The sequence below is a fragment of the Alkalimonas delamerensis genome (assembly GCF_030717955.1).
Taxonomy (GTDB): Bacteria; Pseudomonadota; Gammaproteobacteria; order Enterobacterales; family Alteromonadaceae; genus Alkalimonas; species Alkalimonas delamerensis.
The window spans coordinates 14,210-34,314 of record NZ_JAUZVY010000004.1 but is presented as its reverse complement, the minus strand read 5'-3'; the positions used below and the strand labels follow the sequence as shown (position 1 = coordinate 34,314).

Sequence of the window (20,105 nt, the reverse complement as noted above, 5' to 3'; positions counted from 1 at the left end):
ATGTCATTGATTTATATGGATTTCGCTATGTGGCATTGTTGTTGCTTGGTTTCGGCTTCGGTTTGATAACGATAAGGACGTTTCATGTTAACGAAAAAAACAAAAACTATGTTGTATAGCAGCGCTTTGTTCTCGGCTCTGATGCTAAGCTCGACCGCCAGCGCATCTTTGTTCGAAGGCGGGCTGCCTGCCGACTGGAATTGTGTCGGCACCTGTGGCGCTTTGGGGGCGGATGGCGATGTAACATTGGCACCAACCGGTGCTGCACAATACGGTTATGTTGCTTCCACCAATGGCGTTACAGGGGTTGGCCTGCCCGGTTTAACGGGCACGACAGGCTCAACTCTGACTTCAAGCTTATTCTCTGCGCAAGCCGGTGATGAGCTTAACTTTTTCTTCAACTACGTCTCATCCGATGGCTCAGATGAATTCGTGGATTACGCCTGGGCTCGTTTATTAAATGAAATGAACGATGAAGTGGCCATTTTATTCACAGCTCGTACTACACCAAGTGGCAGTATTGTTCCTGGCTTTGGTATGCCAGAACCAACAGCGACCTTAAATCCGGTTGAAGTACTGATGAATCCGGGCGCACCTACTTGGTCACCTCTTGGCAGTGACAGCGGTCGTTGCTTTGACATTGGCTGTGGTTACACCGGTTGGATTAGCTCGAGCTATAACATTGCCAGCACTGGCAATTATTTCTTAGAGTTTGGGGTGGTCAACTGGTCTGATAGCCTGTATCAATCCGGCATGGCGTTTGATGGCATCACAGTTGGAGGGGCACCGATAGGGGATACCAATCCAGTGCCTACACCAGCCACTTTGGGCTTGTTGGGTTTAGGTTTGTTAGGCGCACGCCTGGCCCGGCGTAAAAAGTAAATCGCTTTGCTTTTAAGAAGAGGGCAGGTCATTTGACCTGCCTTTTTTTCGCAACCACCAAACCGGAAAAAGCAAAGCACCGGCAAAAACGCCGGCCAGGTGAGCATCCACCGCCACCTGAGCTGCAATCAGCTGTGACAGTTCAGGATCAGGCCCAAACAGTTGCTCATAGCTGACTTTTGCCAGCACCAGAGCCACCAAAAGCCAGCCGGTTTTATCCTTTTGGCAGATGTCGGCCAAAGCGCCCAATACAACCATGGCATGCAAAGCGCCGGATAAACCCACCAACAGATCCAACTCTGGAAACAACAGCAACAGCAGGGCATTGGTCAGCACACCAGCTACAAGCAACCACAGCAGGTAAAGTCGGCTTTGAAAGTGCTGCTGGTGCAGTAGCAACAGCAGGCTCAAGCCGGCCAGGTTTAATAACAAATGCCAAAGGTTGGTATGCAAAAGGTTGGCAGTGAGTAATCGCCACAATTGGCCTTGCCTGACGGGGTTGATTTGGTAGTTCAGTGTCTGTTGCCAATGATCGGGCAGACTCAGAAGCAGCAGACAAAGCAGCGCAAAAAGCGCAATACCGATCAGGGCAGCGCTTTTGAAATAGGCCGGGTAAAAACTTCGTGCAGGCATTTGAGAAGTGTAACCAGCTTGTCGACGAAAGTCATGAAGATTGACGATTGATCTTTGTCAGACTTCTGGGTAGGGTAAAGTTCGGTACAACCTCAGGTTTTAGGCTCGTATGAAGACTCTGTTGCCACTTTTCTCCTTTTTGTTTATCGCATCCTTTGCCGATGCATCGACACCCGTTCAGGCCGATCGCGAGCCGGAGGCGGCAACTGGCCGCTATCAGCAGTCGCTGGTTGAAGCCGAGCATTATATGGTATCTGCCGCCCACCCTCTGGCCTCGAAGGCAGGGCTTCGAATTCTGCAGCAAGGGGGCAGCGCCATGGATGCTGCTATTGCGGTGCAATTGGTGCTTGGTTTGGTTGAGCCGCAAAGCTCTGGCATTGGCGGTGGTGCCTTTATTTTGCACTGGGATCAGCAGCAGCAACAGATGACTTCCTTTGATGGCCGTGAAACCGCGCCTGCAGCCGTCGATGAGACTTTATTTATGCAGGGTGATCAGGCTATGGCGTGGCGTGAAGCCAATGTTGGAGGCAAGTCTGTCGGAGTACCGGGGCTTTTTGCCGCCATGCAGCAGGCGCATCAGCGTTACGGCGTGTTGCCATGGGCCGCACTGTTTCAGGATGCGATAACGCTTGCCGAAGACGGTTTTGAGGTGTCGCATCGTTTGGCGCGTCAGCTGGCCTCTGGTTGGAACCAGGGATTGCAGCACAGTGAGGAGGCCATGGCGTATTTTTTCCCCAATGGCGAAGCACTGCAGGCCGGGCAACAGCTTAAAAATCCAGCCTATGCTGCTATTTTGCGGCAGGTGGCAGCGGAAGGTGCCGAAGTCTTTTATCAAGGCGACAACGCCAAAGCCCTGGTCAGCGCTGTGCAGCAGGCTCCGGTCAACCCCGGGCAGTTGAGCACCGCCGATCTATTGGCTTACCAGGTTGTTGAGCGAGAGCCGGTGTGTGGGGCCTACCGCGGTTACCGGGTGTGTGGTATGGCACCGCCGAGTTCCGGTGGCATTGCCGTATTGCAGATCCTGGGGATTCTGGAAGCCTTTGAGCTTGCCAACTATGCGCCCGATAGCGTAGAAGCCATTCATCTGTTTGCGATGGCGTCACAGTTGGCTTTTGCTGATCGGGATCACTATGTCGCCGACAGTGATTTTGTCAAAGTACCGGTGGCCCAGTTGTTGGCGCCCGATTATTTGCAAAGCCGCAGCCAGCTGCTGACCCTGGAGCGAGCCTTGCAACAGGTCGCTCCGGGTGAGTTTGGTGCTGAGTGGTCCCGACAAACGACTTACAGTCCCGAGCTGGCGGCTACCACCCATTTCTCAGTGGTGGATGCGGCCGGCAATGCGGTCAGTCTGACCTCCAGCATCGAAAATGTCTTTGGCTCTGGCCTGATGGTCAATGGCTACCTGCTGAACAACCAGTTAACCGATTTTTCGTTGAACCCGAAGTCGGATGGCGCTTTGGTCGCCAACCGGGTCGAGCCGGGCAAGCGTCCGCGCTCCTCGATGGCACCAGTGATGGTGTTTGATGCTGAGGGGCAGCTTCGGATGGTGCTGGGCTCCCCTGGTGGCAGTCGCATCATTAACTACGTGGCCCATACGTTAGTGGCTTTAATTGATTGGCAGTTGGATATTCAATCCGCAATGAACTTGCCAAGAGTGACGCACCGCAACGACTTCCTGGCGCTGGAAAAAGGCACCGAATTGGAACAGCGACAAGCCGCATTGCAGCAACTTGGGCATCAGGTCCGGGTCATTGATCTAAACAGTGGCCTGCACGGTATCGTCTTGTTAGAATCCGGCTTGCAAGGGGGCGCCGACCCACGCCGGGAAGGCCAGGTACTTGGACATTAAGGGAAAGCGAATGGCATCTGTAGAGCAGCAACGGCAAGCTGGTGTGTTAACACTGAGCATGCAGCGACCTGAAAAGAAAAATGCGCTGGACCAAGCCATGTACCAGCAGCTGGCTGATGCTTTAAAAGAAGCCGCAACCGATCCGGACGTCAAGGTCGTGTTGCTGCAGGGGCAGGATGATTGCTTTACTGCAGGCAATGACTTGCAGGACTTTTTAACCGGTGGCGAGTTAAATCAGCAGCACCCAACGGTGCGCTTTTTGTACCAACTGGCTGAATTTCCGAAACCCATAGTCGCCGCTGTGGCGGGTCTTGCCATTGGCATTGGCACCACGGCTTTGCTGCACTGCGAGTTGGTCTATGCCACTGCAGACACCCGCTTCCAACTGCCGTTTACCCGATTGGGCCTGTGCCCGGAAGCAGCTTCGAGCTTGCTGTTGCCGCAATTGATAGGTTATCACCGGGCCTGTGAATACCTGTTGTTGGCAGAGCCATTTGATGGGGAGACGGCCGAGCGGATGGGGCTGGTGAATCGATTAGTTCCAAAGGCAGAGTTATTGGCTTTCGCCAATGAAAAAGCCAGGCAGTTAGCTGCGCTGCCTGCACAGGCGGTGCAGACCAGCAAGCGCTTATTAAAGGCCAATCAGCAAGAAGCCTTGCATTATACGCTGCGGGAAGAACTGAACGAGTTTCAGCAGTTGTTGCAAAGTGACGAATGCAAGCAAGCAGTACAGCAGTTCTTTCGTCGCGGATAGAGGTTACTTGGGTATATTCGGTTAACCGCGGCTATAAGGGTCGTGTCTGATCTCTGCCACCAACCAGCGGCCACGCACCCGGACCATTCGTACTTCGCGCATTTCAGTGATTTCGCGGCCTGCCAGTGGGCCGTGAAATACCAGCATCACATTGGTTTCATTGCCATATTGTTCACGCAGGTTTTGTCCGGCGCGATTGACGTTGATGGTGACTTCATCGTACGACATATTGATCAGGGTTCGGCCCACTTGGCGTGGTGTCCCGTAGTGCTCCAATAATTCAGCCAGCTCTTTGGTGCTGAGGCTTTTCGCCAGCTCCAAATCATTTTTATTGTAGATGGCATCAAAAAAAGCAGCGGCAGCATGCTCTGGCGCATGAAAGGTGCCAGAAAGGGCGTCATTCGAATCTGTGCAGGCCAATAACCAAAACAATAAAGGAAGCAGGAAAAGTTGTCGCACCATGATTGAGGTACCAAGCAAGCTGTAAAGCTTAAGTGTGGTTGTTTCTCGCTAAGCTGTAAAGGCAAAAAGGCAATAAAAAAGGCCGCCAAAGCGACCTTGATTGATTCGTTAAATAATGCCGCTGCAGTTTTTACGCCTGCAGCTCTTGCTCGGTAAAGACATCGGCAAACAGTGGGCTGGACAAGTAACGTTCAGCAGAGCTAGGTAAAATCACCACGATGTTCTTATCGGCAAACTCAGGCTGCTCGGCAAGACGCTTGGCGGCGACCACGGCAGCACCGGAGGAAATCCCGGCCAGAATGCCTTCTTCTTTCATTAAGCGATGCGCCATGGCGATGGCTTCGTCGTTGCTGACCTGCTCGACGCGGTCAATCATTTCCAGATCCAGGTTGCCTGGAATAAAGCCAGCGCCAATGCCCTGAATTTTGTGCGGTCCAGGCTTTAACTCTTCGCCAGCACGTTGCTGGCTGATTACCGGCGAGTCGGTCGGCTCTACCGCGACGCTAGTCAGCGGATGCTTTTTCTCCAGCTTGATGTAACGACTGACACCGGTAATGGTACCGCCAGTCCCCACGCCAGCAACAAAGACATCCACCTTGCCATCGGTATCGTTCCAGATTTCAGGACCGGTGGTTTCGAAATGAATTTGCGGGTTGGCCGGATTGTCGAATTGCTGCAGCAAGACGTACTTATCCGGGTTGGATGCTTGAATTTCCTTGGCTTTCTCGATGGCACCCTTCATGCCCTTCGGCCCTTCGGTCAGCACCAGGTTGGCACCCAAAGCTTTTAACAGCTTACGGCGCTCCAGGCTCATGGTCGCCGGCATGGTCAGCGTCAGTTTGTAGCCACGACTGGCGGCAACGAAGGCCAGCGCGATGCCGGTATTGCCAGAGGTTGGCTCAATCAGCTCTTTGCCTTCGGTCAGCACGCCTTTTTGCTCGGCATCCCAAATCATGGCGGCGCCAAGACGGCATTTCACACTGAAACTTGGGTTGCGGGCTTCGATTTTGGCGTAGACATTGCCACCCGTCACACGATTTAATTTGACCAGGGGGGTACGGCCAATCGATAAGGAATTGTCTTCAAAGATGTTTGCCATAACAGCATGCTCCGGTTTGCTAGCAGATTTTCGTTAAATTAACGCCTGGATGGCCAAAAGCAAAGAAGCGTTTTGCTATATGTTATTCCGCCTGCACCAGAGTTGCCTTTGTCAGCACTGGCACGACCAGCGCCAACAAGGTAAAGTAGCAGCCTGCGAGCAATAAAGGTCTGTTTATGTCGTTTCAAAGTACCGAACACTACATTGTTTCCGATGAATTGGCACTGGCGGTGAATGCCGCCATCACGTTGGAAAAACCACTATTGATAAAGGGCGAACCCGGCACCGGCAAAACCCGCTTGGCCGAAGAGTTGGCCGAAGCGCTGGGTGCTGAGCTAATCAGCTGGCCCATCAAGTCGACCACCAAGGCGCAGCACGGTTTGTACGAGTACGATGCGGTATCGCGCTTGCGCGATAGCCAGCTTGGCAGCGACAAGGTACACGACATTGCCAATTACATTCGTCCCGGCAAGCTGTGGCAGGCCTTTACTGCCGATAAACGTCCGGTGTTGTTGATTGATGAAATCGACAAAGCCGACATCGAGTTTCCAAACGATTTGCTGTACGAGCTGGATCGCATGGCCTTTTACGTGCATGAAACCGGTGAAGAAGTGGCCGCCAAACAGCGGCCTATCGTGATCATTACCTCGAACAACGAAAAAGAGCTGCCGGATGCCTTTTTGCGCCGCTGCTTTTTCCATTACATTCGCTTCCCGGATGAAGCCTTATTGCGCGACATTGTCTCAGTGCATTTTCCGGCCATTCAGTCCGAGCTGCTTAGCACAGCACTGGAAGTCTTCTTTGAGCTGCGTGAGTTGCCCAGCCTGAAAAAGAAACCTTCTACTTCGGAGCTGCTGGATTGGTTGAAGCTGCTGCTGGCGGAAGAGATCCCGGCCGAGGTATTGCGCGACAAACAGCAAAAGGGCGGTTTGATGCCGATGTTTGGTGCCTTGCTGAAAAACGAGCAAGACGTTGCCTTGGTGGAAAAACTGGCCTTTATGGCGCGTCGCCGCTGATGCTGGTTCAGTTTTTTCAAACCCTGCGCAAGCATGGTCTGAGTGTTAGCCTGACGGAGCTGCTGGATTTGCTGGCCGCTTTAAAGCAGCAGGTGATCTTTGCCGACACCGAGGCATTTTACCATTTGGCGCGTTTGGTGCTGGTCAAAGACGAGCGCAACTACGACAAGTTTGACCGCGCTTTTGCCGAGTACTTTGAAGGGGTGGCGGCGGTCGATATCGCCAGCAGCATCCCGGATGACTGGCTGAAGCCCGATGTGATCCGTCAGCTGACTGATGCGCAAAAACAAGCCCTGAAAGGCCTTGGCAGTCTGGATGAGCTGCTAAAACAATTTAAAGAGCGTTTAGCCGAGCAGCAAAAACGCCATGCCGGCGGCAACAAATGGATTGGCACCGGTGGCACCTCGCCCTTTGGTGCCTACGGCTACAATCCGGAAGGGATCCGGTTGGGGCAGGAGGGTTCCGGTGCCCGCAGAGCCGTCAAAGTCTGGGACAAGCGCGAGTTTCGCGATCTCGACAGCGATGCCGAGCTCAACAACCGCAGCATTAAGCTGGCGCTGCGTCAATTACGCCGTTTTGCACGAACCGGTGCCAGCCAGGAACTGGACTTACCGGAAACCATTCGTGCGACCTCGCAGCAGGGGGGACTGTTGGATTTGCAATGGCAACCCGAACGGCACAATGCCATCAAAGTACTGCTGCTGTTGGATGTGGGCGGCTCGATGGACGATTACATCCACGAGTGCGAGCAGCTGTTTGCCGCCGCCCGCAGCGAGTTCAAACAGTTGGAGTTTTTTTACTTTCACAACTGTGTGTACGAAGGGGTCTGGAAACACAACCAGCGCCGGCGCGAGCAGCAAACCAAGGTGATGGATTTAATTCATACCTACGGCTCGGATTACAAGCTTATCTTTGTCGGCGATGCCACCATGGGCCCTTACGAAATCGCCTGGCCCGGCGGCAGCGTCGAGCACTACAACGAAGAAGCCGGCGATGTCTGGCTCAACCGGCTGCTGGCGCAGTACCCCAAAGCCGTGTGGTTGAATCCGCAACCCGAAACCTGGTGGCCGCATTATCAGTCGATTGGTCTTATTCAGCAGATCATGGCTCAGCGCATGTACCCGCTCACCCTGGACGGTTTGCAGCAAGCAATGCGGACTTTATTGAGTTAAACAGCTGTCAGCCTTTGCTGACAGCGCTATAATCGAACAAGCCCATAAAAGACAGAGCAGACCCTACAGGTCGCCCAAGACAAGGTTGGATTATGAAAAATGTTGTGATCAGTGGTTCCGGTGTTTTTACCCCGGGTGAAAGCATTTCCAACGAAGAGCTGGTTGCCAGCTTTAATCAATACGTCGATAACTTCAATCAAGCGCACGCGGCTGAAATTGAACGCGGAGAGTTAGAGGCTTTAGGCCACTCCAGTTGCGACTTTATTGAAAAGGCTTCCGGCATAAAGTCGCGCCATGTGCTCTACAAAGAGGGCATTCTGGACCCTGCCGTGATGCACCCGGTCTTTCCGCGCCGGGGGGAGGGCGAGATCCCGGAAATGGTTGAAATGGCGCTCAGCGCCGCCAAAGAGGCCATGGCCGAAGCCGGTAAAACCGCTGCCGATATCGACTTAATCATCTGCGCTGCCTCCAACATGCAACGTCCTTATCCGGCCTTGTCCATCGAACTGCAGCAGCAACTGGGTGCCAGCGGTTATGCCTTTGATATGAATGTAGCCTGCTCCTCGGCTACCTTTGCCATTAGCAATGCGGTCAATGCCATTCGCGGTGGTATGGCCAAAGTGGTGTTGGTGGTGAACCCGGAGTTTGCTTCACCGCAGGTCAATTACCGTAGCCGTGACAGCCACTTTATTTTTGGCGATGTCTGCACCGCCACCATTATTGAAGCCGAAGAAAGCTGTCAGGCACCTTCGGCCTTTCGGATTTTGGGCATGCGTCTTAAAACCGAGTTTTCCAACAACATTCGCTGCGATATTGGCTACACCGAGCATTGCTTTGACACGCCTGAGCCGGAGATCGCTTTCTTCCGTCAGCAAGGCCGCAAAGTCTTTAAAGAGCTGTTGCCACTGGTGGCCGATGTCATCGCCACTGAAATGGCAGCGCAGCAGGTGACACCGGATCAGCTGAAGCGCTTGTGGTTGCACCAGGCCAACATCAACATGAACATCTTTGCCGCCAAAAAGATTCTGGGGCGGGATCCTGAGCCGGAAGAAGCGCCGTTGGTGCTGGATCGCTATGCCAATACCGCATCCGCTGGCTCCATCATTGCTTTTCACCAGCATAAACAGGGCTTAGCCGCTGGCGATAAAGCCATTTTGTGCTCCTTTGGTGCCGGTTATTCGATAGGTTGTCTGGTGCTGGAACAGCTTAACTAAGGTCTCTTGTATTGCCCTAAGCCGTTTGCTTTGTAACAAAGTATGTCGACAAAGCACTTTTTTACGCAAAAACCGTCCCTTTAATGGACGGTTTTTTATTTAATTATCTGATTTTAAAAATTTATTTTCCGTACTTGTTATGCATGCTATCGCTCAGGCGGCTTGATGTGATTTGTAACATTTAACACAACCATTAGGACCTTTTTTTCGTTAGTATAGAAATAACTGATAAAAAGCGCTCGAGATCTTCATGACGCCCAAACAACTCAAAATTATTTTGCCCCTTGCCATTTTAGCCGTTGCCATTGTCTTAATGATGCTGCTTAAACAAGGGCGGCAGCCGGCAGAGCAGCGTGAAGACCTGCCAACCGGTGTGTTGGTGGATACCATAACCAGTCAGCAAGAGTCGTTGATTTACCGGGTTAGCTCGCAAGGTACGGTGCGGCCTAAGCTGATGACCAATCTGGTATCGGAGGTGAACGGCCGCATTACCGAAGTCTCCCCCAACTTTGTCGAAGGTGGCTTTTTTGCTGCAGGTGAGCTCTTGGTCAAAGTCGAGCAAGATGACTATTTAACGGCGGTTAAAGCGGCAGAAGCCAATCTGGCGCGTGCAACGGCGGCGCTGGAAGAAGAGCGGGCCCGGGTGCGGGTGGCCGAAGAAGAGTGGGCCTCTTTTACCGATGGCCTGGCACCGGAGCTTGGTCTGCGTCGGCCGCAGCTGGCACGTGAGCTGGCCAATGTGCGCTCGGCCGAAGCCGAGCTCGAGCGTGCTGTACGCGATCTAAGCCGTACTGAAATTCGTGCGCCTTATGCCGGCTTGTTGCAAAGCAGAGCGGTGAACCTGGGGCAATTTATCAGCCGTGGCACGGTGCTTGGTAACATTCTTGGCACTGACCTGGCGGAAATTCGCCTGCCGCTAAGCGATCACGACTTGGCTTTTATGCGCTTGCCAGGGCCCGACAACCCAAATTATCCAGCGGTTGAGCTGTCGGCGGTAGTTGCCGGGCAGCTGCAGCAATGGCAAGGAAAGCTGGTGCGCACCGAGGGCGTGCTTGATGAGCGCAGCCGGGTGATTTACGCGGTGGTGCAAGTTGAGGACCCTTACCAGTTGCAGAGGCCAGGCGATTCGCCATTGCGTTTTGGCCGTTTTGTCCAGGCCAATATCGAAGGGATCGCTTCCGGCGCAGTTTTTCGGGTGCCCCGCAATCTGCTAAGGCCTGGCAATCAGTTGCTGCTGGTCGATGCAGACAACAAGCTGGAGTTTCGGACTGTGCAGGTGCAGCGTACCGATGAGCGCTACGCCTACATCAGTGCAGGTTTAAGCGATGGTGAACACTTGGCGGTTTCGGCCTTACCCAATCCACTGGCGGGCATGCAGGTGCGGCTTGGCCGGGTTAATGGCGAATGGCAAGAGGTCGATAGCACCTCTCAAACGGCACAAGCGGGAGATTAAGGCATGGATACCCACAAAGGCATAATTGCCTGGTTTGCCCGCAACAATGTGGCGGCCAATCTATTGATGGTGGTGCTGATCCTGGCCGGGGTGGCGTCGTTACTGACCATTAAAAAACAAATTTTCCCCGAGATAGCGCTGGATGAAGTGACCATTCGGGTGCCGTATCTGGGTGCCGCGCCGCAAGAAGTGGAAACGGCGGTGATTGATAAAATTGAAGAGCGCTTGCGCTCGGTCAACGGCATCCGGCGCATCCGCTCCACGGCGGTTGAAGGTATGGCCACGGTACGGGCAGAGATCTCCAGCAGCTACAACATCATGGAGGTGATGGAAGAGATCAACACCCAGGTGTCCGCCATTGCCACTTTTCCGGAGCAGGCTGAACGGCCCATCGTCTACCGGCAGCGCTTTCAAAGCAACGTGATTTGGCTGTCCTTGTATGGCAATGCCGATGAGCGCAGCATGAAAGAGCTGGCCAAGCAAGTTCGGGATGAATTGAAAAAGCGCTATGGCATCAGCCAGGTTGAGGTGGTCGGGGCACGGGATTACGAAATCTCCATTGAATTGTCCGAGGCCGTGCTGCGCGAGTACCAACTCACCTTCGATCAGGTGGTGCAAGCCATCCGCAGCAGTTCGGTCGATATTCCTGGTGGCTCCATCCGCTCCGATGCTGGCAATATCCTGCTACGCACCCGTGGGCAGGCCTACCGTGGGCATGAGTTTGCCGACATTACCCTGCTGCGTTTTAACGATGGCACCCGACTGCGGTTGGGCGACATTGCGGCGATCAACGATGGTTTTATTGAGCGCGATGGCGAGGCCACCTTTGATGGCATGCCATCGGTCTCGATTCGGGTGGATGCCGTTGGCGATGACAATACGCTGAAAATCGCCCGGCAGGTGAAAGAGTACGTTGACGAGCAACGGGAGATCCTGCCCGCGGGCATTTACCTTGATCACTGGGGTGACAGCAGTTACTACCTGCAAGGCCGGATTGAGCTGATGACCAGCAACTTGCTGTACGGCGTTTTGCTGGTGTTGCTGGCGCTGACGCTGTTTTTGGAGTTCCGCATTGCCTTCTGGGTGATGGTTGGCATACCGGTGTGCTTTTTGGGCGCTCTGGCCCTGATGCCGCTGCCGGCTTTTGGCGTTTCCATCAATATGATCAGTCTGTTTGGCTTTATTTTGGTGCTGGGCATTGTGGTCGATGACGCCATCATCATCGGTGAAAGTGCCTACAGCGAAATTGAGAAAAAAGGCAAATCGATGGACTCGGTGATTGCCGGGGCGAAAAAAGTGGCGATGCCGGCAACCTTTGGGGTACTAACCACCATTGCTGCTTTCTTGCCGATGTTGCTGGTGGGGGGGCCTCAGGGGCCAATTTGGGAATCCATTGCCTGGGTGGTGATCCTGTGCTTGCTGTTCTCCATTGTTGAGTCGAAACTGATTTTGCCGACCCACATTGCCCACATCGATACCAAGCCCTGGGATCCCAACCGTCGCGGCCTGTTTTATGCCAGCGGCCGGGGGGCTAGCAACTTTCTACGGACCATTCGCGAGTGGGTCGCTGCCCGCTTGCAGCATCTAATTCATCAGCATTACCGGCCTTTTATACGGCGCTGCATTGAGTTTCGTTATGTCACTTTAGCGACCTTCTTTTCCTTAATGCTGTTGATGATCGGGTTGCTGAGCGGTGGCTTTGTCCGCTGGGTGTTTTTCCCGGATATTCCCAGTGACTTTATTCAGGCGTCCATTGTGATGGAAGAGGGCAGTTCCAGCCAGCAAACCCAGCAAGCGCTGGATGAAATGGAGCGGGCATTGCTGCGCGCCAACGAGCGGCTAAAAACCGAGTACAAGGCCGATGTCATTCAGCACCGGCTGGTGTTTTTAAACAGCGATACCCGGGGTCAAATGGTACTGGAGCTGGAAAAAGCCGAAGGCCGTGACATCGATGGTTTTGAAATAGCCCGGCTGTGGCGCGAGGAAATGCCAGAAATTGCCGGGGTCCGCTCCATCAACATCAATGCCTCGACCGGTGGCGGTGGTGTAGGCGCCGATATCGCGCTGCAAATTCGTGGCGACAACCTGGCGATGCTGGAAGCGGCCGCGGAAGAGCTCAAGCATGCGCTGGCGCAATACCAAGGGGTGTTTGATATTCAGGACAATTTGAGCGGTGGCAACGATGAAGTGGTGCTGTTGCTCAAGCCCGAAGCCGACTTGCTTGGCTTAACCCTCTCCGATGTAGCGCGTCAAGTACGCTATGGCTTTTACGGCGCCGAAGCGCAGCGGGTGCAGCGTGATGGCGAGGAGGTCAAAGTGATGGTGCGCTACCCGAAAGACGAGCGCAGCTCGCTTGGCAATCTGGAGCAAATGCGCATTCGCACAGCAAATGGTGGCGAGGTGCCCTTTAGCATGGTCGCCAGTTACGAGCTGCAGCCGGCCTTTAATGCCATCAACCGGGTCAATGGTGAGCGGGCGGTGACCATTACTGCCGCCGCCGACAAAGATCGGATTGAACCTGGCCTGGTCGTCCGTGAACTACGTGAGGGCATTATGAAAGAGCTGCCACTGCGTTACCCGGGCGTGACCACGGCGCTGGAGGGCAGCAGTCAGGATGAAATTGATGCGATGCGTGACATGATGAAAGCGGCGGTGTTGGCGCTGTTCTTGATTTATGCCTTGATGGCCATTCCGCTCAAATCCTACAGTCAGCCGCTGATCATTATGAGCGTGATTCCCTTTGGCTTGATTGGGGCTGTGGTCGGTCATATGCTGCTGGGGCTGAGCATGAGCATCATGTCGATTTTTGGCCTGATTGCCCTGGCTGGGGTGGTGGTCAATGACAGCCTGATTATGGTGGACTTTGTCAACAAAGCCAGAGCCGCTGGTCACAGCATTCGTCAGGCGGTAGAAGAAGCCGGTACCATGCGTTTTCGCGCTATCGTGCTAACGTCCATGACCACCTTTTTGGGCTTAACCCCCATCGTGCTGGAGCGCAGTTTGCAGGCACAAATTGTGGTGCCAATGGCCGTCTCGCTGGCCTTTGGGATATTGTTTGCCACCGTGATCACCTTGATCCTGATCCCGGCGCTTTATGTGATTCTGGAAGACTTTAAGAATTTGTTCCGTAGCAAAGAGCAAAAAATCGATACCCGGCTGGGAGAGCTTAGCTGAGTATAGGCAGTACAAAAAAGCCCCTGAATTCAGGGGCTTTTTTACTAGAGCTTGTTGCTCTAACACTCAATAATGTTCACGGCGAGACCACCGCGCGAGGTTTCTTTGTACTTGGTTTGCATGTCCTTGCCGGTGTCCCACATGGTTTTAATCACTTTATCCAGCGATACCTTGTGATCGCCGCTGCCCCGCAGTGCCAGCCGGGAGGCATTGATGGCTTTCACCGCCCCCATCGCATTGCGCTCAATGCAGGGTACTTGCACCAGGCCACCAACCGGATCACAAGTCAGGCCTAAATTGTGCTCCATGCCAATTTCGGCGGCATTTTCGACATGGCTGACCGAGCCGCCCAGGATCTCGGTTAAAGCGCCGGCGGCCATCGAGCAAGCCACGCCCACCTCGCCCTGACAGCCAACTTCGGCGCCGGAAATCGAAGCATTCTTTTTGTACAAAATACCAATGGCAGCAGCTGTCAGCAGATAACGCACGGCAATGTCGGCAGTGACCGGCTGAATAAACTTGTCGTAATACATCAAGACTGCTGGAATAATACCGGCGGCGCCATTGGTAGGAGCCGTGACCACCCGGCCACCGGCTGCGTTTTCTTCGTTCACCGCCAGGGCAAACAGATTCACCCAATCCATTACCTGCAAAGGATCCGAGCTTTTTTCCACACTGAGCCGTCGGTACAAAGATGGCGCCCGGCGCTTTACCTTAAGCCCACCCGGCAAGACGCCCTCGGTGCGAATGCCGCGCTCAATGCAATCGCGCATGGTTTGCCAGATATGAAACAGCTCGTTTTTGATTTGCTCCGGGCTGCGCAGCACTTTTTCATTTTCCAGCATCAGGCTGGCAATCGACAAACCGTGTTCTTTGCACAGAGCCAACAACTCGGTGGCGCTTTCAAACGGAAAGGGCGGCGGATTGTCGGCAGCAAACTGGCTGGCCGCTTCTTTTTCGCGGGCAAAGTCCTCGGCCTTGACAATAAAGCCACCGCCAATGGAAAAGTAGACCTCGCGCAGCAACTCGGTGTCGCCGTCCCAGGCCACCAGCTCCATGCCGTTGGAGTGCTCTTTTAAGGTTTTGCGGCGATGAAAGGTAATGGCGCCTTCACGTGGAAACTTCACCGCCTGCTGTTGGCCCAGCTGCAAGCTTTGCTCTTTGTGCACCTGCTCCAGCAGTGCCGGGATCAGGTCCGGGTCAATGCTTTCCGGCAAAAAACCACTTAACCCCAGAATCACTGCTTTGCCGGTACCGTGGCCGATGCCGGTCTGGCCCAAAGAGCCATAGAGCTCTACTTTCAGGCGGCTGACTTGCGACAAAAGCCCAGCTTGTTTTAAGTGCTCGGTGAACTGGTAGGCAGCCCGCATCGGGCCCACGGTGTGCGAGCTGGATGGACCAATGCCAATGCTGAACATATCGAAGGCGCTGATAATCATAAGTAAAATAAAGTGAATTCAGACAGAATAGTCCGATTGTATACCAAAGGTGGTCAGGCTGTAAGTCATGCTGAAACTGGTCAGGGCAGGTTACGGCTGCAAAGTCGCACCAGTACTGTCAGCTGGACTTTACATGAAATATTCTAATGATTTTTTTGAAAGCGGGGAGAACCAGTCTCCCCGCGATCCAAGGGGGGCCTTTTTAGTGCTTGGCTGCGGCTTCGACCGCCCGCATCACCCGCAGCACATTGCCGGACCAGAGTGCGCGGATCTCGTCTTCGCTGTATCCGCGGCGCATCAGCTCCCAGGTGACGTTGATGGTTTCGGTGGCATCATCCCAGCCTTCAACCCCGCCGCCTCCATCAAAATCCGACACAATGCCGACATGCTCAATGCCGATGCGATCGACAGCGTAATCGATGTGATCGATAAACTGGGCTAAGGTCACATCCTGGTAGGTGCGGCGCAGCTCAGCCAGTCCGTCCATGTACGCCTGAACATCGGCATCGCTGGCACCGCTCCAGCCGGCTGACAAATAGCGCTGCCGCAATTCGTCCTGGCCGCGCTGAATGCGTGGGTCAACTGCTGCAACATAGCTGCGAAACGCCACCATTTGCGCCACACCGCCATTGGCTTTGATGGCATCAAGCTGCTCATCATCCAGGTTGCGCAGGTTTGGGTGCACACCGGTCACGCCGGAATGCGAGGCAATGACCGGCGCACGGGACAATGCCATGGCTTCCAGCGAGCTGCGTTTACCGACATGGGAAATATCCACCATGATGCCGTAATCGTTCAGCTTTTTAACCAGTTCACGGCCCAAGTCGGTTAAGCCCTGATCCGGTTTATCGCCTTGATCCAACCGTGGGTTGGAGCTGCCACCAAATTGATTGTTGCCCATGTGGGTAATGCCGACATAGCGGACGCCGCGCTCGGCCCAAAGTGGGATCTCATCGACGCTGGTGCCCAGCGGGTAAGCGTTTTCCATGCCAATCAGCGCCACAAGCTTGCCCTCGGCATGCAAGGCTTCCACTTCATCGGCGGTGCGGGCCAGACCGATTTGGTCGCGATAGGCCCGGGTCATCCGTTTAATGGCCTGGTAGCTGTCTTCAGCGCGCTGGCGGGCATTGGCGTAGCCTTGCTCGGTTAAGCTGCCCTGGGCCACGTAGACAATGAAAAAAGCGGCATCCAGACCACCGGCCCGCATTTTGGGTAAATCGACCTGAGCCCGGGTCATCACGCCCGGATCCAACTGTGGTGTGGCATAGCCGCGGCCAATATCGACATGGGTATCCAGTGTGATGACGCGGGAATGCAGCTCCCAGGCTTCGCGTTCACTGACCTCGCGCGGCTGACGCTCGGCCAGCGCCGAGCCCATCAGCAGCAACGAGCTGGCTGCTAAGGCGCTGAAGAGTTTTGACATAGAATGCTCCTGTTCCTGATTGTTGTTATTTTGCAAAAAATCAGAGGTAGCATACCGTTGCTGGAAAAGCAGTACCAGATAGATCGGATAATTTACGGTTGGCAAAGGTTGAACCGGGTGAGGGGCTGGCGGTTGTGCATGTCAGTTGCTGTGTAAACGCACAAAGTACAGCGGGTACTGCCGGTTCCAAAGTTGTTGGCTAGCGATGCTCCCTGGTATGCCACAGCCTGAGGATGTAAATGGTTGCATCAAGGATTTCATAGCGAACTTCGTACTCTGCCAGAAATATTCGTCTGACTTCGCGAGGTTCGAATTGAAACAACTGTTCACCAAGACGAGGATTACTGCGTAAGCAAGAGGGTGCTTCGGTCAATGACTGAACTGCACGTGCCGCCGCGAGCGGATTGGTTTGCGCCAGAAAATCATACAGCCGCACCACATCAGACAGTGCCTTACTGGTCCACTTCAGCTCCATCATCGGGGCAGAGGTAAAGAGTGCTCGGTAGCAAGGCTTTCCGCCCAGGCCTGCACTGCCTGATGGTCAATTACCCGGCCAGCATCTACATCCGCCAGTGCCTCGCGTGTCAGACGATCCTGCTCTTCTTCCTGAGCAACCCAGGCAGCCAGGGCTTGTTTAATGATCCAGCCGCGTGAACGCTCCAGTCGGTTTGCCAGTTGGTCAACTTTCTCTGCCAGCGGTAAAGGCACATGAGCTGTCAAAACCTTGGTTTCTGAAGTTGAGCTATTGCTTTTCATAAGTCATGCCCCTGCTGATTAATTATGATTCAAAGTTAATCATAGTGATTCATCGACTCTTGTTCAATAGACTCTGGTAAAACGATCTCAGCCTAAGTTGGAAAGTAGTTTGGGCCTTGGTTTATCCTCAGAAACCGGTCATTCACAGCAAGCGTTAATGATTCATCAAGCGGGCGGCAATCATCGAGGTTAACACCACAAAGCCGATGGCCAGGCCAAAATACAGGGTTTCCAGTGTTGCGCCCACCTCCACCGCTTGCTCCAGAAACAAAATCACCAGAATCACCGAGGCGACCTGCATCAGGGTGATTTTTAAGTCGTGAAAGCTTTTGATGTCCAGTGCTTTTAGCAGGCCTTTATCCCGCTCGACCGTTTTGGTTAAAAAGAGTCTGTACAAGGCTGAGGCAATGATTTGAAAGGTCAGCGCAATCAGCAGCGTATCCAGTACTTTTAGCAGCTTGACAGCCAAACGTTTGCCTTCATCCGCTTTGACCGGGATTTGAACCACCGTATCGACAATCACACCATACACAATGGAAACGCTGGCGGCATAGAGCAGACAGGCCGAAGCGGCACAGACCACAATGGTCAAAATCACCAGAATGCGGCTGCTTTGCAGAATTTTTTCCATCAAAAACTCCTTTGATTTGTCCCGTCGGCACTGTCCGATTTGAACGTGCGCCAATCGCATGGTTCCCTAGAGGGGATGAGTACTGCTCACAGGACTCCCCAACTGCTGCCGTAACCGATGCAAAATAGCCGCAGTTGCGCCCCAGATCAGCTGCTGTTGCCAGTGCAGAAAATACACCGGATGCCGTTTGCCCCGGTACTGCCAATCCCAGGCTTGCCAGCGTTCAGTTTGCCACAGCTCTTGCAGCGGGGCATGATAAATATCGGCCACTTCATCCAGTTGCAGCTGCCAGCGGGGTGGAGCATGCACCAGGCTGAGCCAGGGCTCAATCACAAAGCCGGTGCTGGTGGCCTGAGGCGGCAGCTGGCCCAAAATGGTGACATCATCGGGATTAAGGCCTACCTCTTCCTCGGCTTCACGCAGTGCCGCCGCTTTGCTGCTTTCACCGGCTTCGATGCGACCACCGGGAAAGCTGATTTGGCCGGGGTGATGTTTAAGGTGTGCCGCTCTTTTGGTGAGCACCAGCTCCAAGCCCTTAGGTCCTTCCAGCAGGGGCAGCAGTACCGCAGCCCGCTGAGCCTGGCCTTGATTGCGCAACCCCACAGCCGCCTTGGGCGGCATTTGAGTGACAAAGCGGGACAGCAGCCAATCGGTGGAGTAATTCATGCCTGCGATTCCGCAGTGGCTTTTAGGGTAGGCAGAATTTTATGCACTTTATCCAGTGTTTCCTGATACTCGCTGTCGGCTTCTGAGTCGGCCACAATGCCACCACCGGCCCAGCAATGCAGCTGGCCGTTGCAGGCCACTAGGGTGCGGATGGCGATGTTGGTGTCCATGTCACCGCTTTGGTCGATGTAACCGATGGAGCCGCAGTACACCGAGCGGCGATGCGGTTCTAACTGTTCAATAATGGTCATGGCGCTGATTTTTGGTGCGCCGGTAATGGAGCCGCCCGGAAAAGCGGCCAGCAGCAAATCGGTGGCATCCAGCCCCGTTGATAGCTCGGCGCTGACCGTGCTGACCAGATGGTGCACCGCCGGGTAGCTTTCAATGGCAAACAAATCCGGTACCCGCACACTGCCAGGCTCAGCCACCCGGCCTAAGTCATTGCGCAGCAAATCGACAATCATCACGTTTTCGGCGCGATCTTTTGGCGAATTGCGCAGCGCCTCCGCTGCCTCGGCATCCAGTTTGGCATTACTGTGGCGCGGTTTGGTGCCTTTAATCGGTTTGGTTTCGACCTTGCGGCCATGCAGCTGCAAAAAGCGCTCCGGTGAAATACTCAGCACGCAGCCTTCGGGTAAGCGCATAAAGGCAGAAAATGGCGCGGCATTGGCTGCACGCAGTTTTCGATATGCTTGCCATTCACTGCCCTGATAACCGGCGCTAAAACGCTGCGCCAGATTAATCTGATAGCAATTACCGGCCAGCAGGTGCTGATGCACTTGCTCAAAGCGGGCTTGGTAGCCGGCTTTGTCCATATTGGCCTGCCAATCACTGGTCAGAGCAAAGGGCGTGGAATTGGGCGGGTACTGGCTAAGGCGGTTATTGAGTTTGCTCCAGTTTTGTTCGGCATCGCCGCGATAATCGAGGTACCACAGCTGTTGCTTCTCTTTATCCAGCACCAAAGCCCAGAGGTAAATGCCGATGGCCATATCCGGCAGCGGCAGATCTTTGCTCGCTGTATCCGGTATCTGCTCACTGTAGCGACCAAGATCATAGCCGAAATACCCCAAAGCCCCGCCTTGAAAGGGCAAGTCGAGTTTGGGGGCGGGGGTAGGGAAGTAGCACTTCAGGGCGGCCTTGACCACGGTTAATGGATGCTCCTGGTAGTGATGGCTGCCTTGTGCATCGGTCAGCACTGTATGGCCATCTTTGGCCTCGATGGTGCAAACCGGCTCTGCCGCCAGCACATCAAAACGGTTGTTTTTACCGATCGGACCTGCCGAATCCAGCAGTATTGCCCAGGGCTGCTGGGCCAGCGGGGCAAAAAAATCCAGCAAATCGGTCGGGGCGTCGCCAATAATATGGTAATGCTGCATGCAAATATCCCATTGCACGACCAAGGTTGTATCGATGAAACTCTGGCCGCTGTTTTTGATGCGTTGTATGATACCAGCCGACCAACAAAGATAGAACGACTGCCTG

18 protein-coding genes are annotated in these 20,105 nt (G+C 54.2%); 8 read left to right on the top strand and 10 right to left on the bottom strand.

Annotated elements, in window-relative coordinates:
- Window positions 1-84 precede the first annotated feature (84 nt).
- Window positions 85-882: an NF038132 family protein gene (locus Q3O59_RS10340; protein WP_305945512.1), complete on the top strand. Its 798-nt coding sequence runs from the start codon at window positions 85-87 to the stop codon at window positions 880-882.
- A 12-nt stretch (window positions 883-894) separates the two neighbouring features.
- On the opposite strand, the gene rrtA is transcribed toward Q3O59_RS10340, so the two are convergent.
- Window positions 895-1,515, bottom strand: a complete 621-nt coding sequence (gene rrtA / locus Q3O59_RS10335; protein WP_305945511.1) for a rhombosortase — start codon at window positions 1,513-1,515, stop codon at window positions 895-897.
- A 109-nt stretch (window positions 1,516-1,624) separates the two neighbouring features.
- On the opposite strand from rrtA, the gene ggt reads away from it, so the two are divergent.
- Together ggt and Q3O59_RS10325 are read left to right on the top strand one after the other, a co-directional pair.
- Window positions 1,625-3,364 carry a gamma-glutamyltransferase gene (gene ggt / locus Q3O59_RS10330; protein ID WP_305945510.1) on the top strand — a complete coding sequence of 580 codons (1,740 nt, stop codon included), beginning with the start codon at window positions 1,625-1,627 and terminating at the stop codon, window positions 3,362-3,364.
- Window positions 3,365-3,374: 10 nt separating this feature from the next.
- On the top strand, window positions 3,375-4,118 hold the full coding sequence (locus Q3O59_RS10325; RefSeq protein WP_305945509.1) for an enoyl-CoA hydratase: 744 nt from the start codon (window positions 3,375-3,377) through the stop codon (window positions 4,116-4,118).
- Between the two features lie 21 nt (window positions 4,119-4,139).
- Here the strand turns inward: Q3O59_RS10325 and Q3O59_RS10320 are convergent, their stop codons facing one another.
- Window positions 4,140-4,580 carry a hypothetical protein gene (locus Q3O59_RS10320; protein WP_305945508.1) on the bottom strand — a complete coding sequence of 147 codons (441 nt, stop codon included), beginning with the start codon at window positions 4,578-4,580 and terminating at the stop codon, window positions 4,140-4,142.
- 130 nt (window positions 4,581-4,710) lie between these two features.
- Window positions 4,711-5,679, bottom strand: a complete 969-nt coding sequence (cysK, locus tag Q3O59_RS10315; protein ID WP_305945507.1) for a cysteine synthase A — start codon at window positions 5,677-5,679, stop codon at window positions 4,711-4,713.
- 176 nt (window positions 5,680-5,855) lie between these two features.
- Here cysK and Q3O59_RS10310 point away from each other — a divergent pair, with 176 nt between their 5' ends.
- The 5 genes from Q3O59_RS10310 to Q3O59_RS10290 all read left to right on the top strand — a co-directional run bounded on the left by Q3O59_RS10310 (window position 5,856) and on the right by Q3O59_RS10290 (window position 13,708).
- Window positions 5,856-6,695: an AAA family ATPase gene (locus Q3O59_RS10310; RefSeq protein ID WP_305945506.1), complete on the top strand. Its 840-nt coding sequence runs from the start codon at window positions 5,856-5,858 to the stop codon at window positions 6,693-6,695.
- Window positions 6,695-7,867, top strand: coding sequence for a vWA domain-containing protein (locus Q3O59_RS10305; RefSeq protein WP_305945505.1), 1,173 nt, complete (start codon window positions 6,695-6,697; stop codon window positions 7,865-7,867). Before Q3O59_RS10310 ends, Q3O59_RS10305 begins: the two co-directional genes overlap by 1 nt.
- 92 nt (window positions 7,868-7,959) lie before the next feature.
- Window positions 7,960-9,081: a beta-ketoacyl-ACP synthase III gene (locus Q3O59_RS10300; protein WP_305945504.1), complete on the top strand. Its 1,122-nt coding sequence runs from the start codon at window positions 7,960-7,962 to the stop codon at window positions 9,079-9,081.
- A gap of 250 nt (window positions 9,082-9,331) precedes the next feature.
- Window positions 9,332-10,534 (top strand): efflux RND transporter periplasmic adaptor subunit, encoded by a 1,203-nt coding sequence (locus tag Q3O59_RS10295; protein WP_305945503.1) that lies wholly within the window; start codon window positions 9,332-9,334, stop codon window positions 10,532-10,534.
- Window positions 10,535-10,537: 3 nt separating this feature from the next.
- Window positions 10,538-13,708: an efflux RND transporter permease subunit gene (locus tag Q3O59_RS10290; RefSeq protein WP_305945502.1), complete on the top strand. Its 3,171-nt coding sequence runs from the start codon at window positions 10,538-10,540 to the stop codon at window positions 13,706-13,708.
- Window positions 13,709-13,767: 59 nt separating this feature from the next.
- On the opposite strand, the gene Q3O59_RS10285 is transcribed toward Q3O59_RS10290, so the two are convergent.
- The 7 genes from Q3O59_RS10285 to pabB form a co-directional block, all read right to left on the bottom strand.
- Window positions 13,768-15,144, bottom strand: coding sequence for an L-serine ammonia-lyase (locus Q3O59_RS10285; RefSeq protein WP_305945753.1), 1,377 nt, complete (start codon window positions 15,142-15,144; stop codon window positions 13,768-13,770).
- Between the two features lie 205 nt (window positions 15,145-15,349).
- Window positions 15,350-16,570 (bottom strand): dipeptidase, encoded by a 1,221-nt coding sequence (locus Q3O59_RS10280; protein ID WP_305945501.1) that lies wholly within the window; start codon window positions 16,568-16,570, stop codon window positions 15,350-15,352.
- Window positions 16,571-16,769: 199 nt separating this feature from the next.
- Entirely contained in the window at window positions 16,770-17,045 is a 276-nt protein-coding gene (locus tag Q3O59_RS10275) for a type II toxin-antitoxin system RelE/ParE family toxin (RefSeq protein WP_305945752.1), read from the bottom strand.
- Window positions 17,045-17,326, bottom strand: coding sequence for a CopG family ribbon-helix-helix protein (locus Q3O59_RS10270; protein ID WP_305945500.1), 282 nt, complete (start codon window positions 17,324-17,326; stop codon window positions 17,045-17,047). The genes Q3O59_RS10275 and Q3O59_RS10270 overlap by 1 nt, the downstream gene beginning before the upstream one ends.
- Before the next feature lie 154 nt (window positions 17,327-17,480).
- Entirely contained in the window at window positions 17,481-17,957 is a 477-nt protein-coding gene (locus Q3O59_RS10265; RefSeq protein WP_305945499.1) for a YqhA family protein, read from the bottom strand.
- Window positions 17,958-18,023: 66 nt separating this feature from the next.
- Window positions 18,024-18,623, bottom strand: a complete 600-nt coding sequence (locus tag Q3O59_RS10260; RefSeq protein WP_305945498.1) for a CoA pyrophosphatase — start codon at window positions 18,621-18,623, stop codon at window positions 18,024-18,026.
- A complete protein-coding gene (gene pabB, locus Q3O59_RS10255) occupies window positions 18,620-19,999 on the bottom strand; it encodes an aminodeoxychorismate synthase component I (RefSeq protein WP_305945497.1) in 1,380 nt (459 codons plus the stop codon). Before pabB ends, Q3O59_RS10260 begins: the two co-directional genes overlap by 4 nt.
- Between the last annotated feature and the right edge of the window lie 106 nt (window positions 20,000-20,105).